The 25,645-nt window shown below is 38.1% G+C and carries 28 protein-coding genes and 1 pseudogene; 1 reads left to right on the top strand and 28 read right to left on the bottom strand.

The window, feature by feature from the left end:
- Positions 1-92 precede the first annotated feature (92 nt).
- Genes nusG through pbp2a form a run of 4 tightly spaced genes read right to left on the bottom strand, consistent with a single transcriptional unit; the run spans position 93 to position 3,270 of the window.
- Positions 93-629 carry a transcription termination/antitermination protein NusG gene (gene nusG, locus N8M09_RS10530; protein ID WP_000376740.1) on the bottom strand — a complete coding sequence of 179 codons (537 nt, stop codon included), beginning with the start codon at positions 627-629 and terminating at the stop codon, positions 93-95.
- A gap of 54 nt (positions 630-683) precedes the next feature.
- Entirely contained in the window at positions 684-860 is a 177-nt protein-coding gene (secE, locus tag N8M09_RS10525) for a preprotein translocase subunit SecE (protein WP_001210991.1), read from the bottom strand.
- Between the two features lie 9 nt (positions 861-869).
- Positions 870-1,022, bottom strand: a complete 153-nt coding sequence (gene rpmG / locus N8M09_RS10520) for a 50S ribosomal protein L33 (protein ID WP_001809375.1) — start codon at positions 1,020-1,022, stop codon at positions 870-872.
- Between the two features lie 52 nt (positions 1,023-1,074).
- Entirely contained in the window at positions 1,075-3,270 is a 2,196-nt protein-coding gene (gene pbp2a / locus N8M09_RS10515) for a penicillin-binding protein PBP2A (RefSeq protein WP_261065124.1), read from the bottom strand.
- Positions 3,271-3,356: 86 nt separating this feature from the next.
- Between pbp2a and N8M09_RS10510 the strand changes: the two genes are divergently transcribed.
- Positions 3,357-4,232, top strand: a complete 876-nt coding sequence (locus N8M09_RS10510) for an RluA family pseudouridine synthase (protein WP_314726070.1) — start codon at positions 3,357-3,359, stop codon at positions 4,230-4,232.
- Positions 4,233-4,300: 68 nt separating this feature from the next.
- Here the strand turns inward: N8M09_RS10510 and gap are convergent, their stop codons facing one another.
- The 24 genes and pseudogenes from gap to N8M09_RS10390 all read right to left on the bottom strand — a co-directional run.
- A complete protein-coding gene (gene gap / locus N8M09_RS10505; protein WP_261065123.1) occupies positions 4,301-5,311 on the bottom strand; it encodes a type I glyceraldehyde-3-phosphate dehydrogenase in 1,011 nt (336 codons plus the stop codon).
- Between the two features lie 176 nt (positions 5,312-5,487).
- Positions 5,488-6,789 (bottom strand): ABC transporter permease, encoded by a 1,302-nt coding sequence (locus N8M09_RS10500; protein WP_261065122.1) that lies wholly within the window; start codon positions 6,787-6,789, stop codon positions 5,488-5,490.
- Positions 6,758-7,441, bottom strand: a complete 684-nt coding sequence (locus N8M09_RS10495; protein ID WP_261065121.1) for an ABC transporter ATP-binding protein — start codon at positions 7,439-7,441, stop codon at positions 6,758-6,760. Before N8M09_RS10495 ends, N8M09_RS10500 begins: the two co-directional genes overlap by 32 nt.
- Positions 7,442-7,900: 459 nt before the next feature.
- Positions 7,901-8,401 (bottom strand): TlpA family protein disulfide reductase, encoded by a 501-nt coding sequence (locus tag N8M09_RS10490; protein WP_261065120.1) that lies wholly within the window; start codon positions 8,399-8,401, stop codon positions 7,901-7,903.
- On the bottom strand, positions 8,391-8,765 hold the full coding sequence (locus N8M09_RS10485) for a metalloprotease family protein (RefSeq protein ID WP_050235542.1): 375 nt from the start codon (positions 8,763-8,765) through the stop codon (positions 8,391-8,393). Before N8M09_RS10485 ends, N8M09_RS10490 begins: the two co-directional genes overlap by 11 nt.
- Positions 8,762-9,028: a hypothetical protein gene (locus N8M09_RS10480; protein WP_050235541.1), complete on the bottom strand. Its 267-nt coding sequence runs from the start codon at positions 9,026-9,028 to the stop codon at positions 8,762-8,764. Before N8M09_RS10480 ends, N8M09_RS10485 begins: the two co-directional genes overlap by 4 nt.
- A complete protein-coding gene (locus N8M09_RS10475; RefSeq protein WP_261065119.1) occupies positions 9,015-10,370 on the bottom strand; it encodes a hypothetical protein in 1,356 nt (451 codons plus the stop codon). Before N8M09_RS10475 ends, N8M09_RS10480 begins: the two co-directional genes overlap by 14 nt.
- The gene (locus tag N8M09_RS10470; RefSeq protein WP_050235539.1) at positions 10,327-11,043 is read right to left on the bottom strand and encodes an ATP-binding cassette domain-containing protein; all 717 of its coding nucleotides are present in this window, start codon (positions 11,041-11,043) and stop codon (positions 10,327-10,329) included. The genes N8M09_RS10475 and N8M09_RS10470 overlap by 44 nt, the downstream gene beginning before the upstream one ends.
- A 32-nt stretch (positions 11,044-11,075) precedes the next feature.
- Positions 11,076-11,282, bottom strand: a complete 207-nt coding sequence (locus tag N8M09_RS10465) for a hypothetical protein (protein WP_050246678.1) — start codon at positions 11,280-11,282, stop codon at positions 11,076-11,078.
- Positions 11,283-11,309: 27 nt separating this feature from the next.
- Positions 11,310-11,600, bottom strand: coding sequence for a hypothetical protein (locus tag N8M09_RS10460; protein WP_261065118.1), 291 nt, complete (start codon positions 11,598-11,600; stop codon positions 11,310-11,312).
- Between the two features lie 155 nt (positions 11,601-11,755).
- Positions 11,756-12,667, bottom strand: coding sequence for a helix-turn-helix domain-containing protein (locus tag N8M09_RS10455; protein WP_261065117.1), 912 nt, complete (start codon positions 12,665-12,667; stop codon positions 11,756-11,758).
- 110 nt (positions 12,668-12,777) lie between these two features.
- Positions 12,778-15,429 (bottom strand): bifunctional acetaldehyde-CoA/alcohol dehydrogenase, encoded by a 2,652-nt coding sequence (gene adhE / locus N8M09_RS10450; protein WP_261065116.1) that lies wholly within the window; start codon positions 15,427-15,429, stop codon positions 12,778-12,780.
- Between the two features lie 299 nt (positions 15,430-15,728).
- On the bottom strand, positions 15,729-16,139 hold the full coding sequence (locus N8M09_RS10445) for an MORN repeat-containing protein (protein ID WP_000429317.1): 411 nt from the start codon (positions 16,137-16,139) through the stop codon (positions 15,729-15,731).
- Positions 16,126-16,569 carry a low molecular weight protein-tyrosine-phosphatase gene (locus N8M09_RS10440; protein ID WP_261065115.1) on the bottom strand — a complete coding sequence of 148 codons (444 nt, stop codon included), beginning with the start codon at positions 16,567-16,569 and terminating at the stop codon, positions 16,126-16,128. The genes N8M09_RS10445 and N8M09_RS10440 overlap by 14 nt, the downstream gene beginning before the upstream one ends.
- A 46-nt stretch (positions 16,570-16,615) precedes the next feature.
- Entirely contained in the window at positions 16,616-16,915 is a 300-nt protein-coding gene (yajC, locus tag N8M09_RS10435) for a preprotein translocase subunit YajC (RefSeq protein WP_000445811.1), read from the bottom strand.
- Between the two features lie 116 nt (positions 16,916-17,031).
- Positions 17,032-19,008 (bottom strand): transketolase, encoded by a 1,977-nt coding sequence (gene tkt / locus N8M09_RS10430; RefSeq protein ID WP_261065114.1) that lies wholly within the window; start codon positions 19,006-19,008, stop codon positions 17,032-17,034.
- 100 nt (positions 19,009-19,108) lie between these two features.
- Complete coding sequence (locus tag N8M09_RS10425; protein WP_261065113.1) at positions 19,109-19,747, bottom strand: ribonuclease P; 639 nt, start codon at positions 19,745-19,747, stop codon at positions 19,109-19,111.
- Positions 19,748-19,797: 50 nt separating this feature from the next.
- Positions 19,798-20,787: an RNA-binding cell elongation regulator Jag/EloR gene (gene jag, locus N8M09_RS10420; protein WP_261065112.1), complete on the bottom strand. Its 990-nt coding sequence runs from the start codon at positions 20,785-20,787 to the stop codon at positions 19,798-19,800.
- A gap of 17 nt (positions 20,788-20,804) precedes the next feature.
- Entirely contained in the window at positions 20,805-21,629 is an 825-nt protein-coding gene (locus tag N8M09_RS10415) for a membrane protein insertase YidC (protein WP_261065111.1), read from the bottom strand.
- Positions 21,604-21,975, bottom strand: coding sequence for a ribonuclease P protein component (gene rnpA / locus N8M09_RS10410; protein WP_000739245.1), 372 nt, complete (start codon positions 21,973-21,975; stop codon positions 21,604-21,606). Before rnpA ends, N8M09_RS10415 begins: the two co-directional genes overlap by 26 nt.
- 149 nt (positions 21,976-22,124) lie before the next feature.
- Positions 22,125-23,315: an acetate kinase gene (locus N8M09_RS10405; protein ID WP_261061613.1), complete on the bottom strand. Its 1,191-nt coding sequence runs from the start codon at positions 23,313-23,315 to the stop codon at positions 22,125-22,127.
- Between the two features lie 49 nt (positions 23,316-23,364).
- Positions 23,365-24,318, bottom strand: a complete 954-nt coding sequence (locus tag N8M09_RS10400; RefSeq protein WP_261048846.1) for a class I SAM-dependent methyltransferase — start codon at positions 24,316-24,318, stop codon at positions 23,365-23,367.
- Positions 24,319-25,039: 721 nt separating this feature from the next.
- Positions 25,040-25,402 carry an LPXTG cell wall anchor domain-containing protein gene (locus N8M09_RS10395; protein WP_261065110.1) on the bottom strand — a complete coding sequence of 121 codons (363 nt, stop codon included), beginning with the start codon at positions 25,400-25,402 and terminating at the stop codon, positions 25,040-25,042.
- A pseudogene (locus N8M09_RS10390) lies at positions 25,360-25,645 on the bottom strand (hypothetical protein); the annotation flags it as partial. The pseudogene N8M09_RS10390 and the gene N8M09_RS10395, both read right to left, overlap by 43 nt.

Raw genomic sequence — 25,645 nt, 5'->3', positions numbered from 1 at the left:
CAGATTCAGAAACACTTTTGGCACATTTCATCCATTCTGCACCCTTTAGCTCCTCAACTGCACAAAAAAGAGAGGACGGGCCTCTCTTTGGGTTATAATTCTGCAATTTGATTTAAGTTTACTTCTGCAACTGTATCATTACCAAACATAGAGATAATCATCTTCACTTTATTGTTATCAATCTCCGTAATCTTACCGGTATAATCTGCAAAAGCTCCATCAATAATACGTACAGTTTGACCAACTTCAACATCGATATCAAACTCTTGTACAGTTTGTCCCATAGAAACCAAGATATCACGAATTTCTTGTTCCAATAATGGAGTTGGTTTTGATCTATTTCCGTGAGATCCGACAAATCCTGTAACATTTGGTGTATTTCGAACAACAAACCAAGCTTCATCTGTCATGACCATTTCTACAAGAACATAACCTGGAAAGCGATTTTCTTCTACTTCTTTTCTCTTTCCATTTTTTTCAACTTGCACTGTCTGTGTTGGAATTTCAACACGTAGAATATTATCCAACATATTGTAGGTTTGTGCACGTTGTAATAGATTTTCTTTTACCTTATTTTCATAACCAGAATAAGTTTGTAAAACAAACCACCCTTTATCAAAACTATCCATGATATTTCCTTTCATAAATAGAAGATTTCTAGTGTAATTAACTCCACTAACCTTCTAAAAAATGTTAATAAATCGAATCAAACCTGAAACAATCAACTGGTCAAAAATGTAAATAATTACTACAAAGAAAGCTGTGTATTCCATGATAGAACGAAAATCTCTCCAGCTTTCCTTGCGAGTTGGCCATGTTGTGTCTTTAAGAAGTCTAAAAATATCTCCAATAAAACGCATCGCTCTCTCCTATCTCGTTTCTCTGTGTGTAGTGTACTTGCCACAATGCTTACAAAATTTATTTACTTCTAGTCGTGTAGGCTTGGGGTTTCCACTAATCTTGATTGAATAGTTTCTAGAACCACAAACCGCACAAGCTAGGCTTGCTTTTTTTAGTGCCATAACGCCTCCATCTTATCTATTATAACAAGAAAGCTAGGCTTTGACAAGCATCTTAGCGAAATAGATTGACTACCGAATCCCATATTGTTTGAGCCTTTTCCTTAATCTTCGCATCTGAGATAGCCCGACTAGCCTCATCTACTAGACTTTGCGCACGTCCTCGAATATCAGACAAATTATCATCTGTCTGGCTATTATCATTAGTTTGTACTTGTCTTTTTGTGTTAGCTGGTGCAATTCCGTTTTTCTTATATGCATTTTCAACTGTAAAGGTACTTCCTGGCGTATAAGGTAAAATGGTATTGGCAATGTTTCTAAAGACATGAGCTGCACCATTTGAAGTAGATCCTGCTAGATAGTGATTTTCATCAGTGGTCGGGAAACCAAGCCAGTGACTAATCACTACATCTGGAGTATAACCAATCACCCACTGGTCACTTGTGTACTCCGGATTGAAAACTGCTTCAGTTGTTCCAGTTTTCCCTGCCATGACATAGTCTGCAGGCGATGAACTAATACCGGTACCGTTGGTGAATGTCCCCAACATCATACTGGTCATCTTATCAGCTACAGCTTTATCAATCACCCGTTTTTGTGAATTTTTATGGCTAGCAACAACTTCCCCACTAGCATTTTCAATTCTACTAATAAAATGAGCTTCAGGCATTAAACCTTCATTTGCAAAGGCAGCATATGCTTGAGCCATTTGCAGAGGATTGGTTTCGACACCACTTCCCAAGGCGACACCAAGAACACGGTCGACCTTTTCCATGTTGAGTCCAAATTTTTCGCCTGCCTCAAAAGCCTTATCAACACCCAAATCATTAACAGTAGCAACAGCAGGTAGATTAAGCGATTCTGCCAAGGCTTGATACATGGGAACTTCTCGACTCTTTTTGATTCCTGCATAGTTATCTACCTTATAGCTGTCATACTTCATGGTATGGTTATCCAAGAGCTTATTCAAAGCCCAACCTGCCTCAACTGCTGGCGTATAAACAACCAAAGGCTTAATTGTAGAGCCAGGACTACGTTTTGATTGAGTTGCATAGTTGAAATTCCGGAATCCAGTTTTATCATTGTCAGCCACTTGACCGACAACTCCACGAACTCCTCCTGTTTTCGGTTCAAGAGCTACACTTCCTGATTGTGCAAATGTTCCATCCTCTGCTCTCGGAAATAGCGATGTATTTTCATAGACAACCTGCATATTTGCTTGGTAGTTTTGGTCCAGCTCTGTGTAAATGCGGTAGCCATTATTGACAATTTCTTCCTCTGTTAGATTATACTTGGAAACAGCTTCATTAACAACCGCATCAAAGTAAGAAGGATAGCGGTAATCTGAGATTTTCCCTTCATACTTATCGTGCAATTGCGAATTCATATCAACTTCTGCAGCTTCGGTTTCTTGGTTTTTATCAATGTAACCCGCTGCAACCATATTTTGTAAGACAGTGTCGCGACGATTAGTCGAATCTTGTACGGAATTCAAAGGATTATACAGTTCCGGACCTTTGAGCATCCCTGCCAGAGTCGCAGCTTGATCCAAACTCACTTCTGACGCAGAAACTCCAAAGTATTTCTTACTCGCATCTTCTACACCCCACACACCATTTCCAAAATAGGCATTGTTAAGGTACATGGTTAAAATCTGATCCTTACTATATTTTTTTGTTAATTCTAAGGCAAGGAAAAATTCTTTCGCTTTTCTCTCGACAGTTTGATCCTGTGATAGATAGGCATTTTTAGCCAGCTGTTGGGTAATAGTAGAGCCACCACCTGAACGTCCAGCAGTGACAATAGCCAAGAAGAAACGACCATAGTTAATCCCGTCATTTTTATAGAAAGAACGGTCTTCTGTCGCAATAACAGCATTCTGCAAGTTTTTACTGATGTCAGTCAATTCAACGTAGGTTCCCTTTTGACCAGACAAGGCACCAGCCTCTTTTTCTTCACGGTCAAAAATGAGAGTCCGAGTTTTCAAGGCGTTTTGCAAATCGTTAACATTGGTTGACTTAGCTACAGCAAACAAATAGGTTCCAACTAGCAAGCCTGCACTCAAACCTAGTATAAGGACAATCTTTGTTAGATGATAGCGACGCCAGAATTTTCGAATCGGACCCACTTGGGCTAATTTTTTTCGATCACTACGAGAGCGACGTAAGCTAGTAGACCCAGAATCCTCTGATTCACTTGTTTCTTTTTTAAAAAGAGAAAGAAATTTCTCGAATAATTTATCTAATTTCATGCGTTTATTTTATCATCTTCATCATAGGAAGACAAGAATTTAGCTATTTCCTATCCAAATAGGGCTTTTTTTGTTACAATATCTGTATGAAATTCACATTTACATTACCAGACTCTCTACCTCAAATGACGGTAAAGCAATTACTTGAGGAACAACTCCTCATCCCTAGAAAAATCCGTCATTTTTTGAGAATCAAGAAATACATTTTGATTAATCAGCAAGAAGTTCATTGGAACGAGATGGTAAGTCCTGGAGATGTTTGCCAGTTGACTTTTGACGAGGAAGATTATCCCGAAAAAGAAATTCCTTGGGGCAACCCAAACCTCATTCAGGAGGTTTATCAAGACCAACACTTGATTATTGTAAACAAACCTGAGGGGATGAAAACCCACGGTAACCAACCAAACGAAATTGCTCTTCTTAACCATGTCAGTGCCTACGTTGGCCAGACCTGTTATGTTGTTCATCGTCTGGACATGGAAACCAGCGGCTTAGTCCTCTTTGCCAAAAATCCTTTTATCCTGCCTATTCTCAATCGCTTACTGGAGAAAAAAGAGATTTCTAGGGAATACTGGGCACTAGTTGATGGAAATATCAGCAGCAAAGAGCTTGTTTTCAGGGACAAAATCGGACGTGATCGCCATGACCGCAGAAAACGAGTAGTTGATACAAAAAATGGGCAATATGCTGAAACACATGTAAGCAGATTAAAGCAATTCCCAAACAAAACTTCCTTGGTTCGTTGCAAACTAAAGACAGGGCGAACCCATCAGATTCGTGTGCACCTTTCGCATCATAACTTCCCGATCCTGGGTGACCCTCTCTATAATAGCAAATCAAAGACAAGTCGGCTTATGCTTCATGCCTTTCGTATTTCCTTTACCCATCCGCTTACTCTAGAGAAATTAAGCTTCACTGTCCTATCAGATACTTTTGAAAAAGAATTAAAAAAGAATGGATGATTCCGTCATCCATTTTTCCATATAAGAAAAGCAAGACCAGGAGGCCTTGCTTTTTATCGACTCAAGAATTATTTAGCGATTTTTGCGAAGTATTCAAGAGTACGAACAAGTTGTGCAGTGTATGACATTTCGTTGTCGTACCATGATACAACTTTAACCAATTGTTTACCGTCAACGTCAAGAACTTTAGTTTGAGTTGCGTCAAACAATGAACCATAAGACATACCTACGATATCTGAAGATACGATTGGATCTTCTGTGTAACCGTATGATTCGTTTGAAGCTGCTTTCATAGCTGCGTTCACTTCATCAACAGTAACGTTCTTTTCAAGAACTGCTACCAATTCAGTTACAGAACCTGTTGGAACAGGAACACGTTGAGCAGCTCCGTCCAATTTACCGTTCAATTCAGGGATAACCAAACCGATTGCTTTAGCAGCACCAGTTGAGTTAGGAACGATGTTAGCTGCAGCAGCACGAGCACGGCGAAGGTCACCTTTACGGTGTGGTCCATCAAGAACCATTTGGTCACCAGTGTAACCGTGGATAGTAGTCATCAATCCTTCTACAACACCAAAGTTATCATGAAGAGCTTTAGCCATTGGAGCCAAACAGTTTGTAGTACATGAAGCACCTGAGATAACTGTTTCAGTACCATCAAGAACGTCATGGTTAGTGTTAAATACAACTGTTTTAACATCTGATCCACCAGGAGCAGTGATAACAACTTTCTTAGCACCACCAGCGTGCAAGTGTTTTTCAGCAGCTGCTTTAGTAGCAAAGAAACCAGTTGCTTCAAGAACGATGTCTACACCGTCGTTAGCCCAGTCGATTTGTTCTGGATCACGTTCAGCAGAAACTTTAACGAATTTACCGTTAACTTCGAATCCACCTTCTCTAACTTCAACAGTACCGTCGAAACGACCTTGAGTTGTGTCGTATTTCAACAAGTGTGCAAGCATAACTGGATCTGTAAGGTCATTGATACGAGTAACTTCAACACCTTCTACGTTTTGGATACGACGGAAAGCAAGACGACCGATACGTCCGAAACCGTTAATACCAACTTTAACTACCATTAGTGATTTCCTCCTTATGAAAATCATGAAATTTTTATTGTGAAAAGAGTAACTTGAATCACTACAAATCACCTTTCAACAAACCTATTATATAACTATTTAAGTTTAATTGCAAGTACGGGCATTGTTTTTCTATGTTAGTTTCTTTTTTAAACTGTAAATCAAGGAATCCCTTACTATTCATAGCGTAACGATTCTACAGGATCCATTTTACTAATTTTACGTGCTGGGAAGTAAGCTGATACATAACCAAGCAAGAGAGCGAAAGCTAGAGTTCCTAAAATAGATAGAGGATTTAATTCAAAAACCTTCGTGATGGATGGGTAAAAGTGATTTACAACCGCATTCGCCAAACTTCCCACCCCTTGTGCAACCAAAAAGGCCAGTAACAAGGCGATCCCTACAATCCAGATAGCCTCGTAAATAAAAATCCCTTTGACATCATGATTTTGATAACCAACTGCCTTCATGACACCTATTTCCTTAGAACGTTGCATGATATTGATGTAAATGATGATACCAATCATGACCGCTGCTACCACAATAGCTTGTGATGAAAGTACAATCAATAATCCCTGAATGACACGAATAAAAGTAATCACAATATCAAGAACCTTCTGTTGAGAAAGAACAGTATACTTCTTGTTTTTCTGCAATTCTTCTGTTATCGCTTTTGTTTGTGATGGATCTTTGAGTTCCAAGATAAAATAAGATACAGCTTTTGTAAATCCAGCTTCTTTCAAAATCGTTTCCATTTGATGAGACGGCATGAAACTGTTGCTGTCCTCCATGTCATCTTCATCATTGATTACACGCACAATCTTTGTTTGAAATTGAGCAGTCTTGCTAGCCTCGGCAGCATTTTCTACAATGCTGGCTGAGACTGATTTGCCAATAACATCACTAGCTGTCAGATTTTTTCCTGTCTGTTCATTCCAATTTTTTAGTAAACTGATTGGAATCGTCAAGCCCTGTTCATTTGCATCAGTATAGAGGGAGCCAGCCAACACTTTGTCCGTCTCATTACTACTAACAGAGATACTTGTATCCTCATATAGACTCACTACTTGAGCATAAGAAGGCATCGTTTGACTCAGATCCATTTCTTGCTCATCTATAGTAATATTTGACATGGTCATCCCAAAAGGACTCTCCAAATATTTAATAGCTTCTTTCCCAACTGTATCCGTGATATAGTTCTTATCATCTTGGTTCAAAAAGCCTCGTCCAGCATTTTCTGTATTTAAAGCAATCTGAACTTGAGAAGGGATTTGACCTCCATTCGTATTTTCATCAATCATCGAAATCAAGGCATTTCCCAAGCCGAAAGAAATTAAGACTCCTACAAAACCGATTGAGGTTGCTAGCGCAATCAATAGGTTACGCCACTTTCTTTCCAGAAAGTTATTTAAAGAAAGTTTGAATTTGTTTTTCAATGATAATCCTTTATTTTTTGACTTCTTCAACGACTTCACCATCCTTCATTTTGATAATCACATCTGCATATTCGGCAACCTCTGGATTATGGGTTACAATCAGTACTGTTTTCCCTGTTTGGGCTAATTTTTTAAACACTTCCAATACCTTTTCTTGGGATTGAGAATCCAGCGAACCCGTTGGCTCATCTGCTACAATCATATCAGGCTGATTTACCAAGGCACGCGCTATTGCTACGCGTTGCTTTTGCCCACCAGAAAGTTGTTTAACATTTTTAGCCATAAAAGGCTCCATGCCCAAGTTACTTAATTGCTCCTTTGCAATCATTGTCATCTCCCTGTCAGATAAATCTTTGACATAGAGAGGGAGCTTGACATTGTCCAAAACAGACTGATGAGGAATGAGGTTAAAGTTTTGAAACACAAATCCAATCTTGTTTTTACGAAATTGAGTTAGTTCAATCTCTGATAAGTCACGGAGTGATTCCCCTTTAAATTCTAAAACTCCTTCATATTGTCTGTCTAAACCGCTGATGATATTGAGTAGACTGGTTTTGCCACAGCCTGACGGCCCGTAAATCGCTGTAATTTTACCTTTTGCAATCTGCAGGTTTATATTCTTTAAAGCCTGTTCTTGATGTTTACCGTCCAAAGTGTAAAACTTTGAAATATTTTTAATGGATAAAATTGACATGTTTTCCTCCGTTGATAAGTTTTGACACCATGTAACGATATGAAAGATAGAAAATAGCCGTCACGTATAATGTGTTTAGTACAAGTAATATGTGAAAATCAAGACCTATAATTTGATTGAAAAGCAAGAATACTAAAACCGGTATAAGACGAACAAAATATAAAACAACTCTTGTTTTTATTGGGAGAGAAAAGGCATCTAACTCTTTTGCATCTTTAAACTCATATCGTTTAAAAATCAATACCTCTATAAATTGTATACTTTGGCACAGTAAATAGGCAAACACCATCCCTAATAAGAATATCGATATTTGTAATATACTATACTGAACATACCATAAAAAGATAGGAATAGGCACTGCTGGTAATACCCAACCAAAAAGCTCCCAAGATACTATTTAACCAAACTGTATTTTCTCTGTAATATGTTTCGGTTTGATGGCTAAATAAAAAGGTATTGTTATCTAATTAAATCACTCAAAACATTGATTAATTCTTCTTTTTGGACAGAAGTCAATCTCTTCTTGCTGGCATCATGATCATCTACTGTTCCCACATGAACTTTTACATTTGCATTTTTATCAATAGCTACTACAAAAGGAACGGATAAACCATCCTCACCTGTGTACTGCTTATAAAATTTTTCTAGAACCTCATTTTGTCTATTTGTATAGTTTTTATCTCTTACATTAACAACGAATGCCGTCTTTTTATGTTCTGATAAAACTTCATTAAAAACTGGCAATAACTCTACACACCACGGACAAGTGGGGAAACCAAAATAATAAATCCCTTCTTTTTTCCTAACTAACTTGTGTATAATTTGTTCAGAATCTTCATGCACAAATACCGGTAATCGATCGTTATATGTATTTGCTTGAGTAACTGAGTTTGAAAAATAATAACCAATTACAAACAGTGCGATTATCGAAAACACTCCCAGTAAATATTTAAGTTTCAATTCTTTTTCCTCTTTTCTTTTTTATCATCTGCATAAGAGATAAGAAAATAACCTCTCCATCACCTGTAATTGGTATCAAGTTAAATAGATTTAAAAGACAAGTAATTTTTAAAATAATTGTATATATATTTAATTCTATAAAAAATCCTATAAAGACTAAAAACAACGGGGAAATAATCGATATAAGCAGATTATCCAAAGGTTGATATCTATTTTCATAATATACTTGAAATTTTAATGGTGGCAAAAAAGTTAGTTTCGGACTATATCTCAATAAATGCGCGATGAAAATATGGAGTAACTCGTGTAATATCAATCCACCTAAAATAGAAAATATATATAATACTCCTAATGTCAAAATCATTTTGTCCCTCTTTTAAATGTATAAATTATAGCAGAGACAAAGATAGAGTATATAGCAAAAGTAACAACTATCTGAGGAGTTAGTCCAAATGTAGTAGAAATTTCATGAGCAGTGACATGATTATCAATTGAAATCCCAAGCAAGGTCGTCACACTTTGAGAACTTTCTCCCCCAATAGAAAATAATTTTACCAAGGTCTCGATAACCAACAAAAACAAATAAGTAACAACTGTAACACTAAAATATTTACTATAATTTTTCATTTCTAACCTTTCTAACAATCATAAAATGGAGAACTATTAGTGAAAACAATACTAATAATTCCATTCCTAGCATATTTGAAAACACACCAAATGCAACAAATAAACTCATTAACAATAAAACCGATGTAAATTCATTCAGACTACCATACGATTTAGGAAATAGATATCCTAGTAATAAACTCGCAACTGAAAAGCTCATCCCTTTTAACAGAGAATGAATCGTAATAATACTTAATAACCACATCAAGACACTTGGAAGTGACAATAACATAATTAAACAGAATTGATAGAACCAATCCATCTTATAGCTAATTCTTATCAGATCAAACTGTTTGCGGAATAAAGCAGTTACATCCGCAAAATGCAGTAGTAGAATACCAGCAAATGGTAACAACGATCCTCCCACGATTATTCCTATATTTATTCCGCTTTGAATCGTGACAATAGTGCATATTGTAAAAAATAGCAATAAAATCCCAATATTTTGCTTATTTCGAAAAATCGTCTTTTCCACAACTGGCATTTTTATATATCTCCGAGATATAAAAATGTTCTCTTTCGTAGGATATGAATATATGATTAAACTAAACATACAAAATAAACAGATTGCTACACTAAATGATATTATGATATATGATGATAAATTAGTAACGTTGTTGGCTAAAGTACTTTCAAATTCATATCTAAAATGGAAAAAATAGTATAGCGTCGATAACAGTAAAATCAAATAATGTATAGAGAGAACAACAGATACTAAGCTTTTTCTTACAAACCAAGTTATTTTAAATATTCGAGTACAGCACTCAAGTAGGATAACTGTAATCAAAAATGTTAAAAATTGTGTTATGGAAAATAGTATCCCCTCGAAAAAGCTATCTGTGATTAGTTTAATAGTAGGTACAGCAATAACTGAAACCAATCCATAAATAGTCAACATTACAATAATTTTAAACAGTACATACGCTCTATACACCACAATATTTTGATGAGGCAATGCTTTGACAAAAAATAGTGACGATTTATCTAAACTTACAGTAGTCTCTACAAAAACAAAACTGACGATAGCTAATGTAATTGTATTACTGAAATAACTAAAAAACGTTATCGCCTGCCCCTTATGCAACAAACTATTATCAACTGCTGACAAATTTGATGAAATGTGATTTAGCTCACTCATATTATACATAAAGTAAGCAAAATAAAGAGAAAAAAATATAGCAAAGAAAATAGTTTTTCTAATTTTCGAAGAGAAAAAAGGGCGATTTAATATTCCTTTTAGTGCGCTATTAATAAAAAATTCAACCAGAAACAAAACTTGTTTTAATCCATTGGATTTTATCATAAACACTCTCCATTAATGAAATTTTCTTTACTAAATCTTCAGCAGTCCCTGAAAATAGAGATAATTTACCATTTCTCATCAAATATATATTATCTGAAAATTTTTCAACAACTAACTTATTATGTGACACCAATACAATACTTGACTTCTTTGATATAACTTTTAACAATTCCGTCAGCAGTAACTCCGTTTCAAAATCCAACCCGCTAAAAACCTCATCACATAATATATATTCAGCATTTGATAAAAGAGCTGCAATAATCTGAATTTTTTTCTTCATACCAAATGAGTAACTTTCAATTAACTGATTTTGTGCTGATTCTAACCCAAATAAATCAATAAAATCAGGTATTAACAATCGATTAGAATGAACATATCTTGATAAAATAAAATGTAAGTACTCTATACCTGTCATAAACTCAGGAAGATAAAAGTCAGAAGGAATATAGAATAACTTTGATTTATAGTTATCGCTACTATAAGAAAAACTATCGACAAAAATCTCTCCCGAATCCATTGACTTCATCCCTACTATACAATCCATCAATGTTGTCTTACCACTTCCGTTGACCCCAACAATAACAGTCACTCCTTTTTCAGGGAAAGATATTGTTACGTCATTCAGCACTATCCGATTTTTATACTTCTTACTCAGGTTCTTTATTTCAATCATTTCTAACCTCGTTAATTAAAAGCTACTTCTATCTATCTTTTACAGTTAAAAGTTACATGGACTAAATCAGGAATACCAATTTTGATACCACCAACAAACGTTCCTCCGACCCATGTACAGTAAACAGCATATCCAATCGCACCGATAACTGAAATCAATACAACAACAGCCCAAATCCATTTTACTGTTACAGTTGTAGCATATTTATTTTCTAAAAACGAAATATAACTATTAAGCATTTTTTCTTCTCCTTTTCTTCTTCAAACCTATTTTAATTTTCTAAAAAAATCAAAATCTCTAAATGTTCTATTACTCTCCAACGTCATATCAAGTCCTACACTTACTTCTTGAACCAGAATAAGTGCATTTTTTTCTATTCCAATTATGGGATAGATTTTTAATCTTTTAGACTTTATTGTAATCAAATCCAATAAATAGCCGTTAACTCTTATTTCTACTTGAATAAGATTTGATAGTGTTTGTCGAATGAGCAGTACATCTCCAACTTCTGACATGCCAGCTAATAAAATATTATCTATTCTTTCAAATTCTAGCATATCAAACCTCTAAACTTAACTCCACCACCCGCCAGTGATAAATAGAAAAACTAATATTTTAGTCATCTTAATTTCCTTTCTTTTTTATTTACAAATTCATTGTAACAAAAAAGCGACATTTCCCCAATGACAGAAATGTCACTCCTATAAAGCATTTAACAATACCTTTCTAAGTCTTCGCTCCATTCATTATCTAAACTAACGATTAACTTCTCATTGCCAAACATCCTCGCCATCATTTTTGCTTCTTCATACTTTTGTTTGGCTGTATCATAATCCATCTGAATATAATATTTCCATTCTACCATCAAGACAATCGGTTGTTTTTGAAAATCTCGTGTTTTCTGCCCTATTTTATTTAAGGTCTCAACTGCTCTCTTAAAATAATGAAACAGCCCCATAATTTCTATACAAGCTAAAGAAGCTAACAAGGAATCTCTAAGTAAGTCCAAACAATCGAACTCTATCTTATCAACCTGAGAACTTAGTTTATCATGAAAACAAAGAATGGTTTCATGCTCAGATTCTTTTATCTCACCCACATTTAAACCATCCATTAACTGACAGTTGAAATACAGTCTCAATTTCAACAATTCCTCAGCCCTATATACATCTCTGGATAGTAAGTCTTGAAGACTGTCCTCAATCACACTGCTTCCATATAAGGAATTACTAGTCGCTCTCACTTCATCTATTGCTTGAAGACAATCCACTATCATCTTCTCATCACGTGGCAAAGCATCATAAAAATTCTCAAAAATCTCATCGAAATATTCTTCCTTTTGTTCCTGCAACTCCTCGTCTCCATAGTCAGGATGATGTAAAAGAAAGTACTTTAATTCTTGGTAACGCTTGGGTAATTCCTTATAATCTGGCATCAAGACGTATGACGGAATTTCTAATCGTTCTGCAATATATTCTAGTGTTTTTATAGTCGGGCGAAATTCTCCTTTTTCTATCCGCACCAGTTGACGGACTGATAATTCAGACTCATCCCCGCAAAATACTGGGCGACTAAGCCCTTTTTCCTCTCTTAAACCTCTTACTTTTTCACCAAAACTGTTCATTCCTTCGACTTTCTCCTATATTTTAAAAATATAATTTTTTATATTCTATCATAGTTTGGTGAAAACGACAAAAAAGAGACAGGAAATTCCTGCCTCTAGGCTGATAACAATTATTTACGACGTCCTGGTCTTTCTTTGTAACCATAGTAAGAATCTTCGATGATTTCTTGCATATGGTCAACCATTGGAAGGCGTGGGTTAGCTGGTGAACATTGGTCTTCATAAGCAAGGAAGGCCAATTCACGAGAATGTTCTTTCCATTCTTTTTCATCAATTCCTTGTGCTTTGAAGTTCATTTGGATACCTACGCGCTCACCAAGTTCGTAGACAGCTTTTGCATAAGATTCCACACCTTCTTCTGGAGTAGAAGCTGGAAGTCCAAGCATGCGTGCGATATCTTGGTATTTTTCATCTGCACGGTAGTAGTTGTACTTAGGCCATGTTGCTGTCTTAGCTGGACGTGTACCGTTGTAGCGGATGACGTATGGAAGCAAGATTGCATTTGTACGACCGTGGATTGTGTGGAATTGCGCACCAATCTTATGGGCCATTGAGTGAGAAATACCTAGGAAGGCATTAGCAAAGGCCATACCAGCGATTGTTGAAGCGTTATGCATTTTCTCACGTGAGTGGAAGTCTGCATTCTTAACTGAGCTTTCAAGGTTTTCGAATACAAGTTTGATAGCTTGAAGTGCCAGACCATCAGTGTAGTCGCTAGCCATTTGTGATACGTAAGCTTCAGTCGCGTGGGTCAATACATCCATACCAGTGTCCGCAGCAACAAATCCAGGAATTGTCAATACCAAGGCAGGGTCTACGATTGCCACAGTTGGTGTCAATGAGTAGTCAGCGATTGGGTATTTACGGTTGTTTGCTTTATCAGAGATAACGGCAAATGGTGTTACTTCAGATCCTGTACCAGATGTTGTTGGGATTGCGATGAATTTAGTCTTCTTACCAAGCAATGGGAATTTGAAGGCACGTTTACGGATATCCATGAATTTTTGAACAAGGTCACGGAAGTCCACTTCTGGTTGTTCGTAGAAGAGCCACATTACTTTAGCAGCATCCATCGGAGATCCACCACCGAGAGCGACGATTGTATCTGGTTTGAAGGCACGCATAATCTCAGTACCACGATTTACAGTTGTGATATCTGGATCTGGTTCTACATCAGCAAAGATTTGGTAAACAACCTTATTGCGACGAAGGTCAAGTTGCTCGATGATACGATCAAGGAAACCAAGCTCTACCATGGCATGGTCAGTAACGATCATGACACGTTCAACGTCACGACATTTTTGAAGGTATTGAATTGAATCACGTTCAAAGTATGTTTTTGAAGGAAGTTTCATCCATTGCATGTTATTTCTCCGTCTTCCGACTTTTTTGATATTCAAGAGGTTAATGGCACTAACGTTATCCCCAACTGAGTTGCGTCCGTAAGAACCACATCCAAGTGTCAATGATGGCAAGAAGGCATTGTAAACGTCCCCGATACCACCAAAAGTAGAAGGTGAGTTACAGATAACACGAATAGCTTTAACAGCTTTACCAAATTCTTTAGTCAATTCTTCGTCAGCTGTGTGGATAGCTGCTGAGTGTCCAAGACCGTTAAATTCAACCATTTGACGAGCCTTAGTAATACCATCTTCACGGCTTTCAGATTTCAAAACTGCGATAACTGGTGATAATTTTTCACGAGTCAATGGCTCATTTTCACCAACTTCTTTACATTCTGCAGCAAGAATGTTTGTTCCTTCTGGAACTGTAAATCCTGCTTGTTCTGCAATCCAAGTTGCTGGTTTACCAACGATGTCAGCATTCAATTTTGCACCAGCACAGTTTTTGCTGTTTGCTTTCACGCCGAAGCAGAATTCTTCAAGAAGTGCTTTTTCTTTTTTGTTTACAAAGTAAGTGTGATATGATTTGAACTCTGCTACAAATTCATCGTAAATTTCTTTATCAATGATAACCGCTTGTTCAGATGCACAGACCATACCATTATCAAATGATTTAGACATAACGATATCGTGTGCAGCTTGACGAATGTTTGCTGACTTTTCAACATAAGCTGGCACGTTTCCGGCACCTACCCCAAGAGCTGGTTTACCACATGAATAAGCCGCCTTAACCATGGCATTACCACCTGTTGCAAGAATTGTTGCAACGCCTTCGTGGTTCATAAGGGCGCTAGTTGCTTCCATAGATGGTTCAGTGATCCACTGTACACAGTTTTCAGGAGCACCAGCTGCGATAGCTGCATCGCGGACGATACGAGCTGCATGAGCAGATGATTCTTGTGCTGATGGATGGAAGGCAAAGACGATTGGGTTACGTGTCTTCAATGAAATCAATGATTTGAAGATTGCTGTTGATGTTGGGTTTGTTGTTGGAGTGATACCACAAACAACACCAACTGGTTCAGCAATAAGGGTTAAACCTGTTACATCGTCTTCTTCAATAACACCAACTGTTTTAGTGTGGCGCATGTTGTTTACTACGTGTTCACAAGCAAACAAGTTCTTAGTCGCTTTATCTTCGAATACACCACGTCCTGTTTCTTCAAAGGCATGTAAAGCCAATTCTCCATGGGCATCCAAAGCTGCTACTGATGCTTTGGCCACAATATAGTCGACCTGTTCTTGGTCGAGTTTACGCATTTCTTCAAGGGCAACTAGAGCTTTTTGCACCAATCCATCAACATGCTTTTCAGCAACGAGTTTCTTTTCCTCTGGTGTCACAGTTTTTTTATCAGCCATATTTTCCTCCATAGCTTTCAAGGATTTAATCCTTTGTTAATTTTTTCACAAGTTTATTATAACGCATTATTTCAACTTTGTAAACAGTTTCATAAACATTTCACAAAGAATTTTTAAATCCTTGTGAATTTTTTCTCATTTTCTTTACTTGTCACGTTTTTTCTTTAGAGTTTGTGAAATTTATTTCAAATATTTTTTTATTTCACAAGCTTGATTGGAAGAGGAGCTTGGAAAGAGTTAGATTTTCTAGTAAGCGCTTACTTTTGGATGCTAACAATACCTCCTTTGATAAGGAGGCTTTATTTTTGTTGAAAAACGCCTTGTTTAAAAGTCCCTTCATAAACGACTTCTTGTTCTGTTGTTAGTTTCCCTTTTCCTTCAGCCTGACCATTTACAAAATCACCTTCGTAGGTCCAGCCTTCTTTAGATTGAAAGGTACCTTTCCCGTTGAAGGCTCCATTGTTGAAACCACCTGTATATTGGTCTCCATTTTGGAAGGTGATGGTTCCTTGGCCATTCATTTTACCACGGACAAGACTGCCATCGTAAACAATCGTTCCATTATCAAGTTTTAGAACACCTTTTCCGGGAATATTTAGAAAAAAGACGAGTACAGCACAGAAAACAATGGCAACTACTGCTAAAAGCTCTAAACGTGGACGAGTCAGATACACTCGATACTTTTCGTAAAAATTCTTAAGATTTTCCACCTTCACTCTCCTTTTCTAAACGTTCTAACCAAGCTTGACACCCCTCTTGAACACGCCGATAAGTTTCCTCAAAATCTCCTGTATACCAAGGATCTGGTACACTTTCAGATGCAAATGAGTAAATCTTATCTTGACAGTCTGCTGGACACATCTGACGTAAGTCAGAGACATTTGAAGCGTCCATTCCGATAATATAATCAAAGGCTTCAAAATCTTCCTTACTAATCTGAAGCGATGTTTTGGCTTTGTCATAAGGAATCTCATACTCTTGAAAAATCCCTTGAGTTCCCTTATGAATCGGATTACCATGTTCCCAAGAGGAAGTCGCTCGACTTTGGATTTCATAATTATCTGTCATTGATTTCATCACAAACTCGGCCATAGGGCTGCGGCAAATATTTCCCAGACAGACAAATACTAATTTTTTCATCCCATTTCCTTTCTTTTATAGAAAAACGGGAGTTAGTGATCCCGTCTTATTTTTCAATTGCGCCTTCGAGTGAAGCTGTTTCTTTCAGCGGCAATACGGTTTTGATAGCAGCTAGTTCAAAAGTCAAGTAAACTCCATCTACATCAAGAACAATTGTTCTCTTTTCTGTATCTACTTCATCGACTGTTCCATAAAGTCCACCGATTGTAATCACTTCATAGCCTTTTTGTAATTTATTCAAGCTTTCCATACGCTTTTGTGCTTGTTTCTTTTGAGAGCGTTGCGTAAAGAACATCAAGCCCACCATAGCCACAAGAATGATTAAAAATGTATATTGTGATTCCATTATATTCTCCTTTGTCTTTTACATAGGACTACTATATCAAATTTCAGTTACTTTTACAAGATTGTACCTTGCTTTTCTAGTAAGAAAAACCAGAGCTTGCGCTCTGATTTTTAGGATTATTTCAAGTTTTGAACGACTTTTACAAGATTTTCAACTGTAAAGCCATATTCTGCCAATACTTTTGGTGCTGGTGCAGAGGCTCCGAAGGTATCAATACCAAGAACAGCACCATCTAGACCAACATATTTGTACCAGTTTTGAGTTGCACCCATTTCGACTGCAACACGACGGCGAACTGCATTTGGAAGAATTTCTTCCTTGTATGCTGCATCTTGTTTATCAAAGACATCTGTAGATGGCATGCTGACTACGCGAACTTTTTCGCCTTGACTAGCCAATTCTTTGGCAGCTGAGACAGCAAGATTGACCTCTGAACCTGTTGCAATCAAGATGGTATCAAAGTCGGCTGCATTTTCATAAACAACATAAGCACCTTTTGCAACCTTGTCGAAGTCTGTTCCCTCTTCAACAGTCAAGTTTTGACGTGTCAAGACAAGGGCAGTTGGTGTTTTCTCACTTGTCACTGCAAGGTACCAAGCCGCTTGCGTTTCACGCGCATCTGCTGGACGGAAAACATTTAGATTTGGCATAGCACGAAGACCGGCTAAGTGTTCAACTGGTTCGTGCGTTGGACCGTCTTCCCCAACCGCGATTGAATCGTGGGTAAAGACATAAGTCACAGGAAGTCCTTGTAAGGCTGACAAGCGAACAGCTGCCTTCACATAGTCAGAGAAGACGAAGAAAGTTCCACCGTATACACGAAGTCCACCGTGAAGGGCCATCCCGTTCAAGATCGTTCCCATGGCAAATTCACGAACACCAAACTGAATGTTACGATTCAAGCGATTGGCATCGTCTTGAAGTCCGTCAGTCTTGATATAAGTCATGTTTGAGTGAGCTAGGTCAGCTGATCCACCTAGGAAGGTTGGTAACTTAGCTGCCACAACATTCAAGGCATCTTGGCTTGAATTACGAGTTGCTTGAGAGAAACCATTTTCTAAAGCTGGGAAGTCTGCTGGAGTCACTTCAACTGGATCACGTCCATCGATGATGGCTTCTACTTCTGCAGCCAGTTCTGGATGAGCTTCTTTGTAATCTGCGACTAGTTTTGTCCAAGCTTCATAAGCTGATGCGCCACGGTCTGCAACATGTTCTTTGAAATCAGCATAAACTTGTTCTGGAATTTCAAATGGTTCATAGTCCCAACCGAGAGCTTGACGAGTAGCTGCAGTTTCATCTGCTCCAAGAGGGGCACCGTGTACGGCATTAGTTCCTTGTTTGTTTGGAGAACCGTATCCAATAACCGTCTTCACTTCAATCAAAGATGGTTTACCTGAAGCTTTAGCTGTTTCGATAGCAGCATGGATTGCTTCCAAGTCTGTTCCATCTTCAACCAAGGCAGTATGCCAACCGTAGGCATTGTAACGCTCACGAACACTTTCTGTAAAGGAATCCTTTGTCTCACCATCCAAGTTGATGTCATTTGAATCATAAAGAACAACCAACTTATCAAGTTTTTGCAAACCTGCGTATGAAGCCGCCTCACTTGAGACACCTTCCATCAAGTCTCCGTCTCCACAGATAACATAAGTATAGTGGTCAAAGATATTGTAGCCTTCACGATTATATTTGGCTGCCAAGAAACGTTCTGCCTGGGCAAAACCAGTAGCAGTTGAAATCCCTTGACCTAAAGGACCTGTTGTAGCATCAATTCCTGCTGTATGGCCAAATTCTGGGTGACCTGGTGTTTTTGAACCCCATTGACGGAAGCTCTTGATCTCATCCATGCTGACATCTTCAAAACCAGAAAGGTGAAGAAGGGCATAAAGAAGCATTGAACCATGACCTGCTGAAAGAATAAAGCGGTCGCGGTTAATCCAGTTTGGTTGAGCTGGATTGATACGAAGTTGTTTTGTAAAGAGGCTGTAAGCCATCGGAGCTGCTCCCATAACCACACCTGGGTGACCTGAGTTGGCTTTATTAATGGCGTCAATACCTAGGAAACGAATTGCATTAACAGATAGATTTGACATAGAATTTCCTTTCTATTTGAGGTGATTATTGGATCACACATTCTATTTTACTATTATATGAAAAAATACATAGAATAGCAATTAAACAATTCGACGTAAATCAGTATTCTATTTGCTCCCCTCTAGTCGCCTGATAGTAGGGAAGTAAGCGTTCATAAGCATCTTCTAATTTTTCTAAAATCACTTCTAATGATTGATTTTCAATAAAAGAAACATCTGCTTTAACTAACACTTTTCGGATTTCTTGACTTCCTACCTTCTCGACTAAGACCTGACGATTTTCTTCGTTCGCCTCCCACCGTTGACTTTGACCATCATAGTAGACTAGATAATAAATCCCTTCAACGGTTGGAATTTCTAAAACTTTGGCCTGCTTGCCTAGAGTTCGCTCATCTTTCTTACGCTCGATGAAACTGACCTCTAAGGAAATACCAAAATCAGTAGATGTCCCGTACAAACGAAGAGCCAACATAGGTTCTGTTACTTGTCCGTCTCTCTGTAGATAGACCCAGAAATGTGGTCGCAAACGCTGCGCTTGGTTCATCCACTGACTAGTCTGTTGGAGTTGCCATTCTGGATGACTGGTTTGAAATACTTTAGCCAGTTCTGTAAAAGCCTTTCGTGCCTCTTGACCTTTATGACGGAATTCCAGCATTTTCTCTCGTTCTTCCCCAGCTTTATCTGGATTACGGTACTGGATCCCTGCAAAGTCTAGATAGTCTCTTATCTTATTCAACATCAGTTTAACCTCCTCTAGCTAGCAAAAAATCAGGAGAACCCTGATTTTACTTATTCTGTATCTACAACGACATAGCGATTTGGCTCGTCACCTTCAGAGTAACTGGTCACGCCATCCATACGTGAAATAATACGATGGATAATCTTGCGTTCGCTATTCGACATTGGATCTGTCTGATGACTACGTCCTTCTTCTAAAACACGAGTCGCCAATTTTTGCGCATAGGTCTGCAAGACTTCTGCACGGTGTTCAACATAATCATTGACATTAATAGTGATATAGAAGGTTCTTGAATAGCGGTTGTAAAGATAATTTTGAGCCAATAGTTGCAAGGCCTTCAAGACTTTACCATGGTAGCCGATAATACGACCTGGTTCGTTAGTATCAATTTGCAAATTGATACTACGACGGTTATAATCATTTGAAAGTGTGGCTTCAACATCCATGTCATCAATAATTGTTTGAACATAAGTCGTTACTTCCGTAGCTACTTGTTCAATATCAAAGCTCGGTTCAACTTTCAAGCCCAAGTCTTCTAGTTCTTGACTTTCAGTTTGCTCGGCTTGGCTTTCAATATTAGGAGTTTCTACTTCTCCTTCGAGAGCAGTTTCTTCAAGTTGTAATTCATTTAAAATCTCAATGTGACCAGTTTCTTCTAAGATAGTGCTGGCATGTCTTTCATGTTTTAAGATTTCAGCCTTGACTTCATCAGAAATACCTTGGCCTCCCTCTTCAATCTTTTTAATTGCTTCTACAACATGCCCCAAATCAACAGTTGCTTCACTGACTGTTTTAACAGGCTCATTCAAATCATTGATTTGTTTTGGAACTCCCTTTACAGCTTGTTGGTTTGCTTTTACAACTGTCGTTTCACTAATAGCATCGATATCCACTTGGGCTGGTTTTTTACCAAATAAACCAAGAAAGCCTTTTTTCTCACGAGAAATGACTTTGATATGAGCCTTCATTCTTGGAATATCTAATTCTTTCAATCCTTTCTGGATTGCTTCTTCAACAGTTGAACCTGTAAATACTACCATTACCAGATTCCTCCTTATTATTTCGTTTTCTGAGCCTTTTTCTTGGCCTTTCTTTTTCTATTTTCCAAATCTTTCTGTGCCTGAACTACGGCCTCGCGCTCTGCAATAATCTTGAATGGATTGTTCAAGAAATAGGTTTGCAGGACTTGATAAGCATTGGACACTGTCCAGTAGAGAGCGACTCCACCTGGCGCATAAACTGCAAAGATAAAAATCAAGACTGGAATCCCATACATCATCGCAGTTGTAGCCCCATTACGCTCAGACAAGGCTTTGTTGGACAACCAAGTACTTAAAAAGGTAAATACTGCCGCTAAAATCGGAAGAACAAGGGTTGTATCCACACCACCAAGGTTAATCCATAAGAAATGACCTGTCTTTAAAAAGTCAACTCTTGATAGAGCTTGGAACAAGGCCAAGATAAGCGGCATCTGAATCAAAATCGGCCAAAGAGAATCCGACTGTCTGACACCCATTTCTTTAAAGACTTTACGCATTTCCTGCTCTAGCTTGGTTCTGCTTTCCATATCTCGACCCGGATATTGTTCTCGAAGCGCCTTAATGCGTGGTTGAGCTTCCTGCATTTTTCTGGAAGCCACCATTTGCACTTGGAAGACTGGCAAGAGAACTGTACGAATCAAGACCGTAAAGAGGATAATCCCCACTCCGATACTGATATCAAACGATAAAAAGCGAATGATTTCCGCAAAGAAGTAAACAAATTTACTCCAAAAATCAGCCGATTCGGCTGTAATATCGCTAGTTGTCCCATTTGTTGCACAGGCTGTCATGATCAATAGGGACAGTCCTAGCAAACTAGTCAACTGTAGTTTCTTTTTCACTCCCATTTCCTTCCTGGTAAATCTTTGATAATTTTAATACGTGGAGTAGATTTTTCTCCATCTCTGCGTATCCCAAGGTTTCGACCCCTTTTCGAGCAATGACAACAAAATCGACATCTTCTACCAGACTCCCTTTTGCATTCTGGATAATATGTCTAATTCGTCGCTTAATTTGATTTCTAGTGACGGCATTCCCCAGTTTTTTGCTAACTGATAGACCTACTCGAAAATGGTTTTTCTGGTTTTCTAGTTGGTAGACAACAAATTTGCGATTGGCAAAACTTGTTCCTTCCTTGAAAATTGCCTTAAAATCTTTCTCTCTTTTTACACGAAAGTTTTTCTTCAAAACTCAACTCCATCTATTAAATTACTACTATTATACCATATTTTTCAAAAAAGCCAATCATAGCAAGGTTTTGGACAATTTCACCATAAAAAGAAGCTGGAAAAATCTCTTTCCCAACTCCTTGTACGGAATATTTTTACTAGTTTTACTTATTTTTTCAAGCGTTCAACGTCACGGGCAATGACTAATTCTTCATCTGTTGGAATAACCAAGACACGAATCTTCGCTGCCTCTGTTGAGATGTCTCCTGTCACGCCAAAGACGTTCTTTTCTGGATCAACATCACAGCCAAACCAAGAGATACCTGAGATAACATCTTCGCGTACGTTTACTGCATTTTCACCGATACCTGCAGTAAAGATAATAGCATCTGCTCCATTTAAGACTGCAAGGTATTGACCGATATGTTTTTGAATGCGATCAACATACATTTCATAGGCTAAAGTGGCATCGTGGTCCCCTTCTTCCATAGCTGCAATCACATCACGCATATCACTAGATTTGCCTGAAACCCCCATAAGCCCTGATTCACGATTAAGGACGCGACTAATGTCTTCAGGCGTGTTAAAGTCTTCTGTATATTGCATTAAGTAAGGAATGATAGCTGGGTCAATATCCCCTGTACGAGTTCCCATCATCACACCACCAAGTGGAGTGAATCCCATTGAAGTATCGACAGATTGACCACCCTTAACAGCTGTAATAGAAGCACCATTACCGATGTGGCAAGTAATCAATTTCAAGTCCTCTAATGGACGTCCCAAGAGTTTTGCTGCTTCTCCTGCTACAAACTGGTGACTTGTCCCGTGGGCACCATATTTACGAACCTTGTTTTCTGTGTAATATTTTGTTGGTAGAGGATAGCGATAAGCTTTCTCTGGCATAGTTGTGTGGAATGAAGTATCAAAAACAACTACACTGGTAATGTCTGGCAACAATTCCTTGAAGGCACGAACACCTGCCGCATTGGCTGGATTGTGGAGAGGAGCCAACAAGCTCAACTCTTCAACTTTTTCTAAAACATCTCCCTCAACAACTGTTGATTCTTTGAAATATTCTCCACCGGCAACAACACGGTGGCCAACACCTGTAATCTCGTCATAAGCCTTGATAATATCGAAACGAATTAAGTCATCCAATAAAATTTTAACGGCTTGTGTATGATTTTCAATATCCAAAATTTGTTGTTCAGAACGACCATCAAATTTTACAGTTGAAATTGAATCTTTCAAACCGATACGTTCAATCAACCCTTTCGCCAATACTTTTTCTTCTGGCATTAAGTATAATTGCCATTTCAAACTTGAACTTCCTGCATTGATTGCAATTGTTTTTGTCATAACAAGACTCCTCTTTTAAGCGTTTTCATCTATTATAACAAAATCTATTTTATATTTCAGTACCTTGAGTCCATTTTTGAAAATTTTCTTTAAATTTCATTAAAACACTTGCATCTTGCAAGCTAGCAAGTGGATAAACAAAGGGTTCTACTGCTATTTCACTTTTCTTCTGTAAGATAAAAATCGTCTTGGATTGTTTAGCATTAGCAAAGAGATTTTCAGGTAAACTAATCATAGCAACCAGACTCGCTTCCTCTTTCAACCACCCTTTCAACAAATCGCTTTGAGGGCTGGTCAACAAATCACTCGGAGCGAGAAAAATAGCGTATCCGTCTGACTTGAGATACTTAAGTCCTTGTTCCATGAGCAAGTGATGAGCGTAGGTATGTTCTTGACTAGAAGCAACTTGATGGCGCGACGCAACGGCATCATCAGGATAATAACCGACAGGCAAGTCGCTGATGACCACATCGCTTTCTTTGAGCATTTGTGGACGAACGGCATCTCCTTGGACAAAACCAGCCTGCAAACCAATCACATCTGCCATGCTAGCTGCCAAATCAATCAGCAAATCATCCACTTCCATTCCCAAGTAATCCACCTTTTTATCAAGCGAGGTCAAGAAAGTAGCGCCCAGAATTCCCATCCCGGAACCCATTTCGAGGATCGTAATCTCCTCCTCTTTAAACAACTCTTCCACAATAAACACCAAAAGTAAAGCAATAGCATCTGGTGTAAACTGGTGATTGGCCTGTAGGGGTTCTGTTTGCCCAGCCTTCATCAAGAGAAACTGGTAGGTCTTGAGCCATTCTTCTTTGCGAAGTGCTAAACGCTTAAGGGCTTGATTGTTCTCTTTGACCTGTTCTAACTCAGTTTCACCATCCAGATAAATGCTGTTTTGCTCCACCAGGGCATCATAAAAGTTGGTCGCCAAATCACTTTGGATGACTTGGACATTCTCTAGTAAATACGTATAAGCTTGTTCAATTTTTTCAAAATCCATATTCCTATCTTATCAAATTTCCCTTCTTTTTTCCATCCTTATAGAAAAATCACACTATATCTATATTGGTTTTTCGTCAATTTGTTACTGACGACATCAATCTTATCTACACAAGATCAGATAAACGTTTCTTACTATCTACAACTGTACTCTTATCTTGCTGTCTGATTATTACTTGGTATAAAATGGCACATAATTATTCTAATAACTCACCCCTCTTCTACTAATCCTCTCTAATATATAATCGAAGGAAATAAAAGATCAAAACAGTGCAAGAAAAACCCACTAATACTCAATGAAAATCAAAGAGCAAACTAGGAAACCGGCCGCAGGTTGCTCAAAGCACTGCTTTGAGGTTGCAGATAGAACTGACGAAGTCAGCTCAAAACACTGTTTTGAGGTTGTGGATAGAACTGACGAAGTCAGTAACCATACCTACGGCAAGGCGACATTGACGTGATTTGAAGAGATTTTCGAAGAGTATAATCTATCAATACTTTTATGAAGTGGGTTTTCGTACTCAATTTTTTAACCGACTATACAAACACAAGGATGGGAAACTCAATTCCATCCGAAAAGAAAGGAAATATTTCCACAATAAAACGCATACTATCAAGTTTTTGAACACCTGATAATATGCGTTTTTATGATTTTACAGACTTTTTTGTCCAAACTCGATAGATGCATCTATCGCCAATCAAATGTGAGATAAGCAGATTGTTTACATTTCTTCTTCATCATCACGTTTACGGCGTTTCGCAAATAGACCTAAACCAGTCACAGCTGCCAAAGCTCCTAGAAGCGCAGATGTTTTGGAAACTTCTGTACCTGTATTTGGCAATTGCTGTCTTGACTTAGCTGTCGATTCGGCACTATTTCCAACATGTGAAGTCGAATGATCAACATTTGATCCTACAAGTGAGCTTGACGTTGAGGCGCTATCAGAAATTGCATTTGAAAGTGACGTACTTGTTGAAGTCGACATAGACACCGATGTTGAGATTGACATGCTTAGACTTGTTGACTGCGAAGCACTTTCACTCAAACTAAACTCTGGTTTATCAGTACTATCCGGAACTGACATACTTGTGCTTGCTGAGGCTGATGCACTTGTTGATGCTGACTCAGACGCTGATGTGCTTGCTGAGGCTGATGCACTTGTTGATGCTGACTCAGATGCTGATGTGCTTGCTGATTGGCTCGCGCTTGTTGATGCTGACTCAGAAGCGCTTGTGCTTGCTGATTGACTCGCACTTGTTGATGCTGACTCAGATGCTGATGTGCTTGCTGAAGCTGACGCACTTGTTGATGCTGACTCAGAAGCGCT

This window comes from Streptococcus mitis (assembly GCF_946190375.1).
Lineage (GTDB): Bacteria > Bacillota > Bacilli > Lactobacillales > Streptococcaceae > Streptococcus > Streptococcus mitis_CJ.
This window is presented reverse-complemented; position numbering and strand designations above follow the sequence as displayed.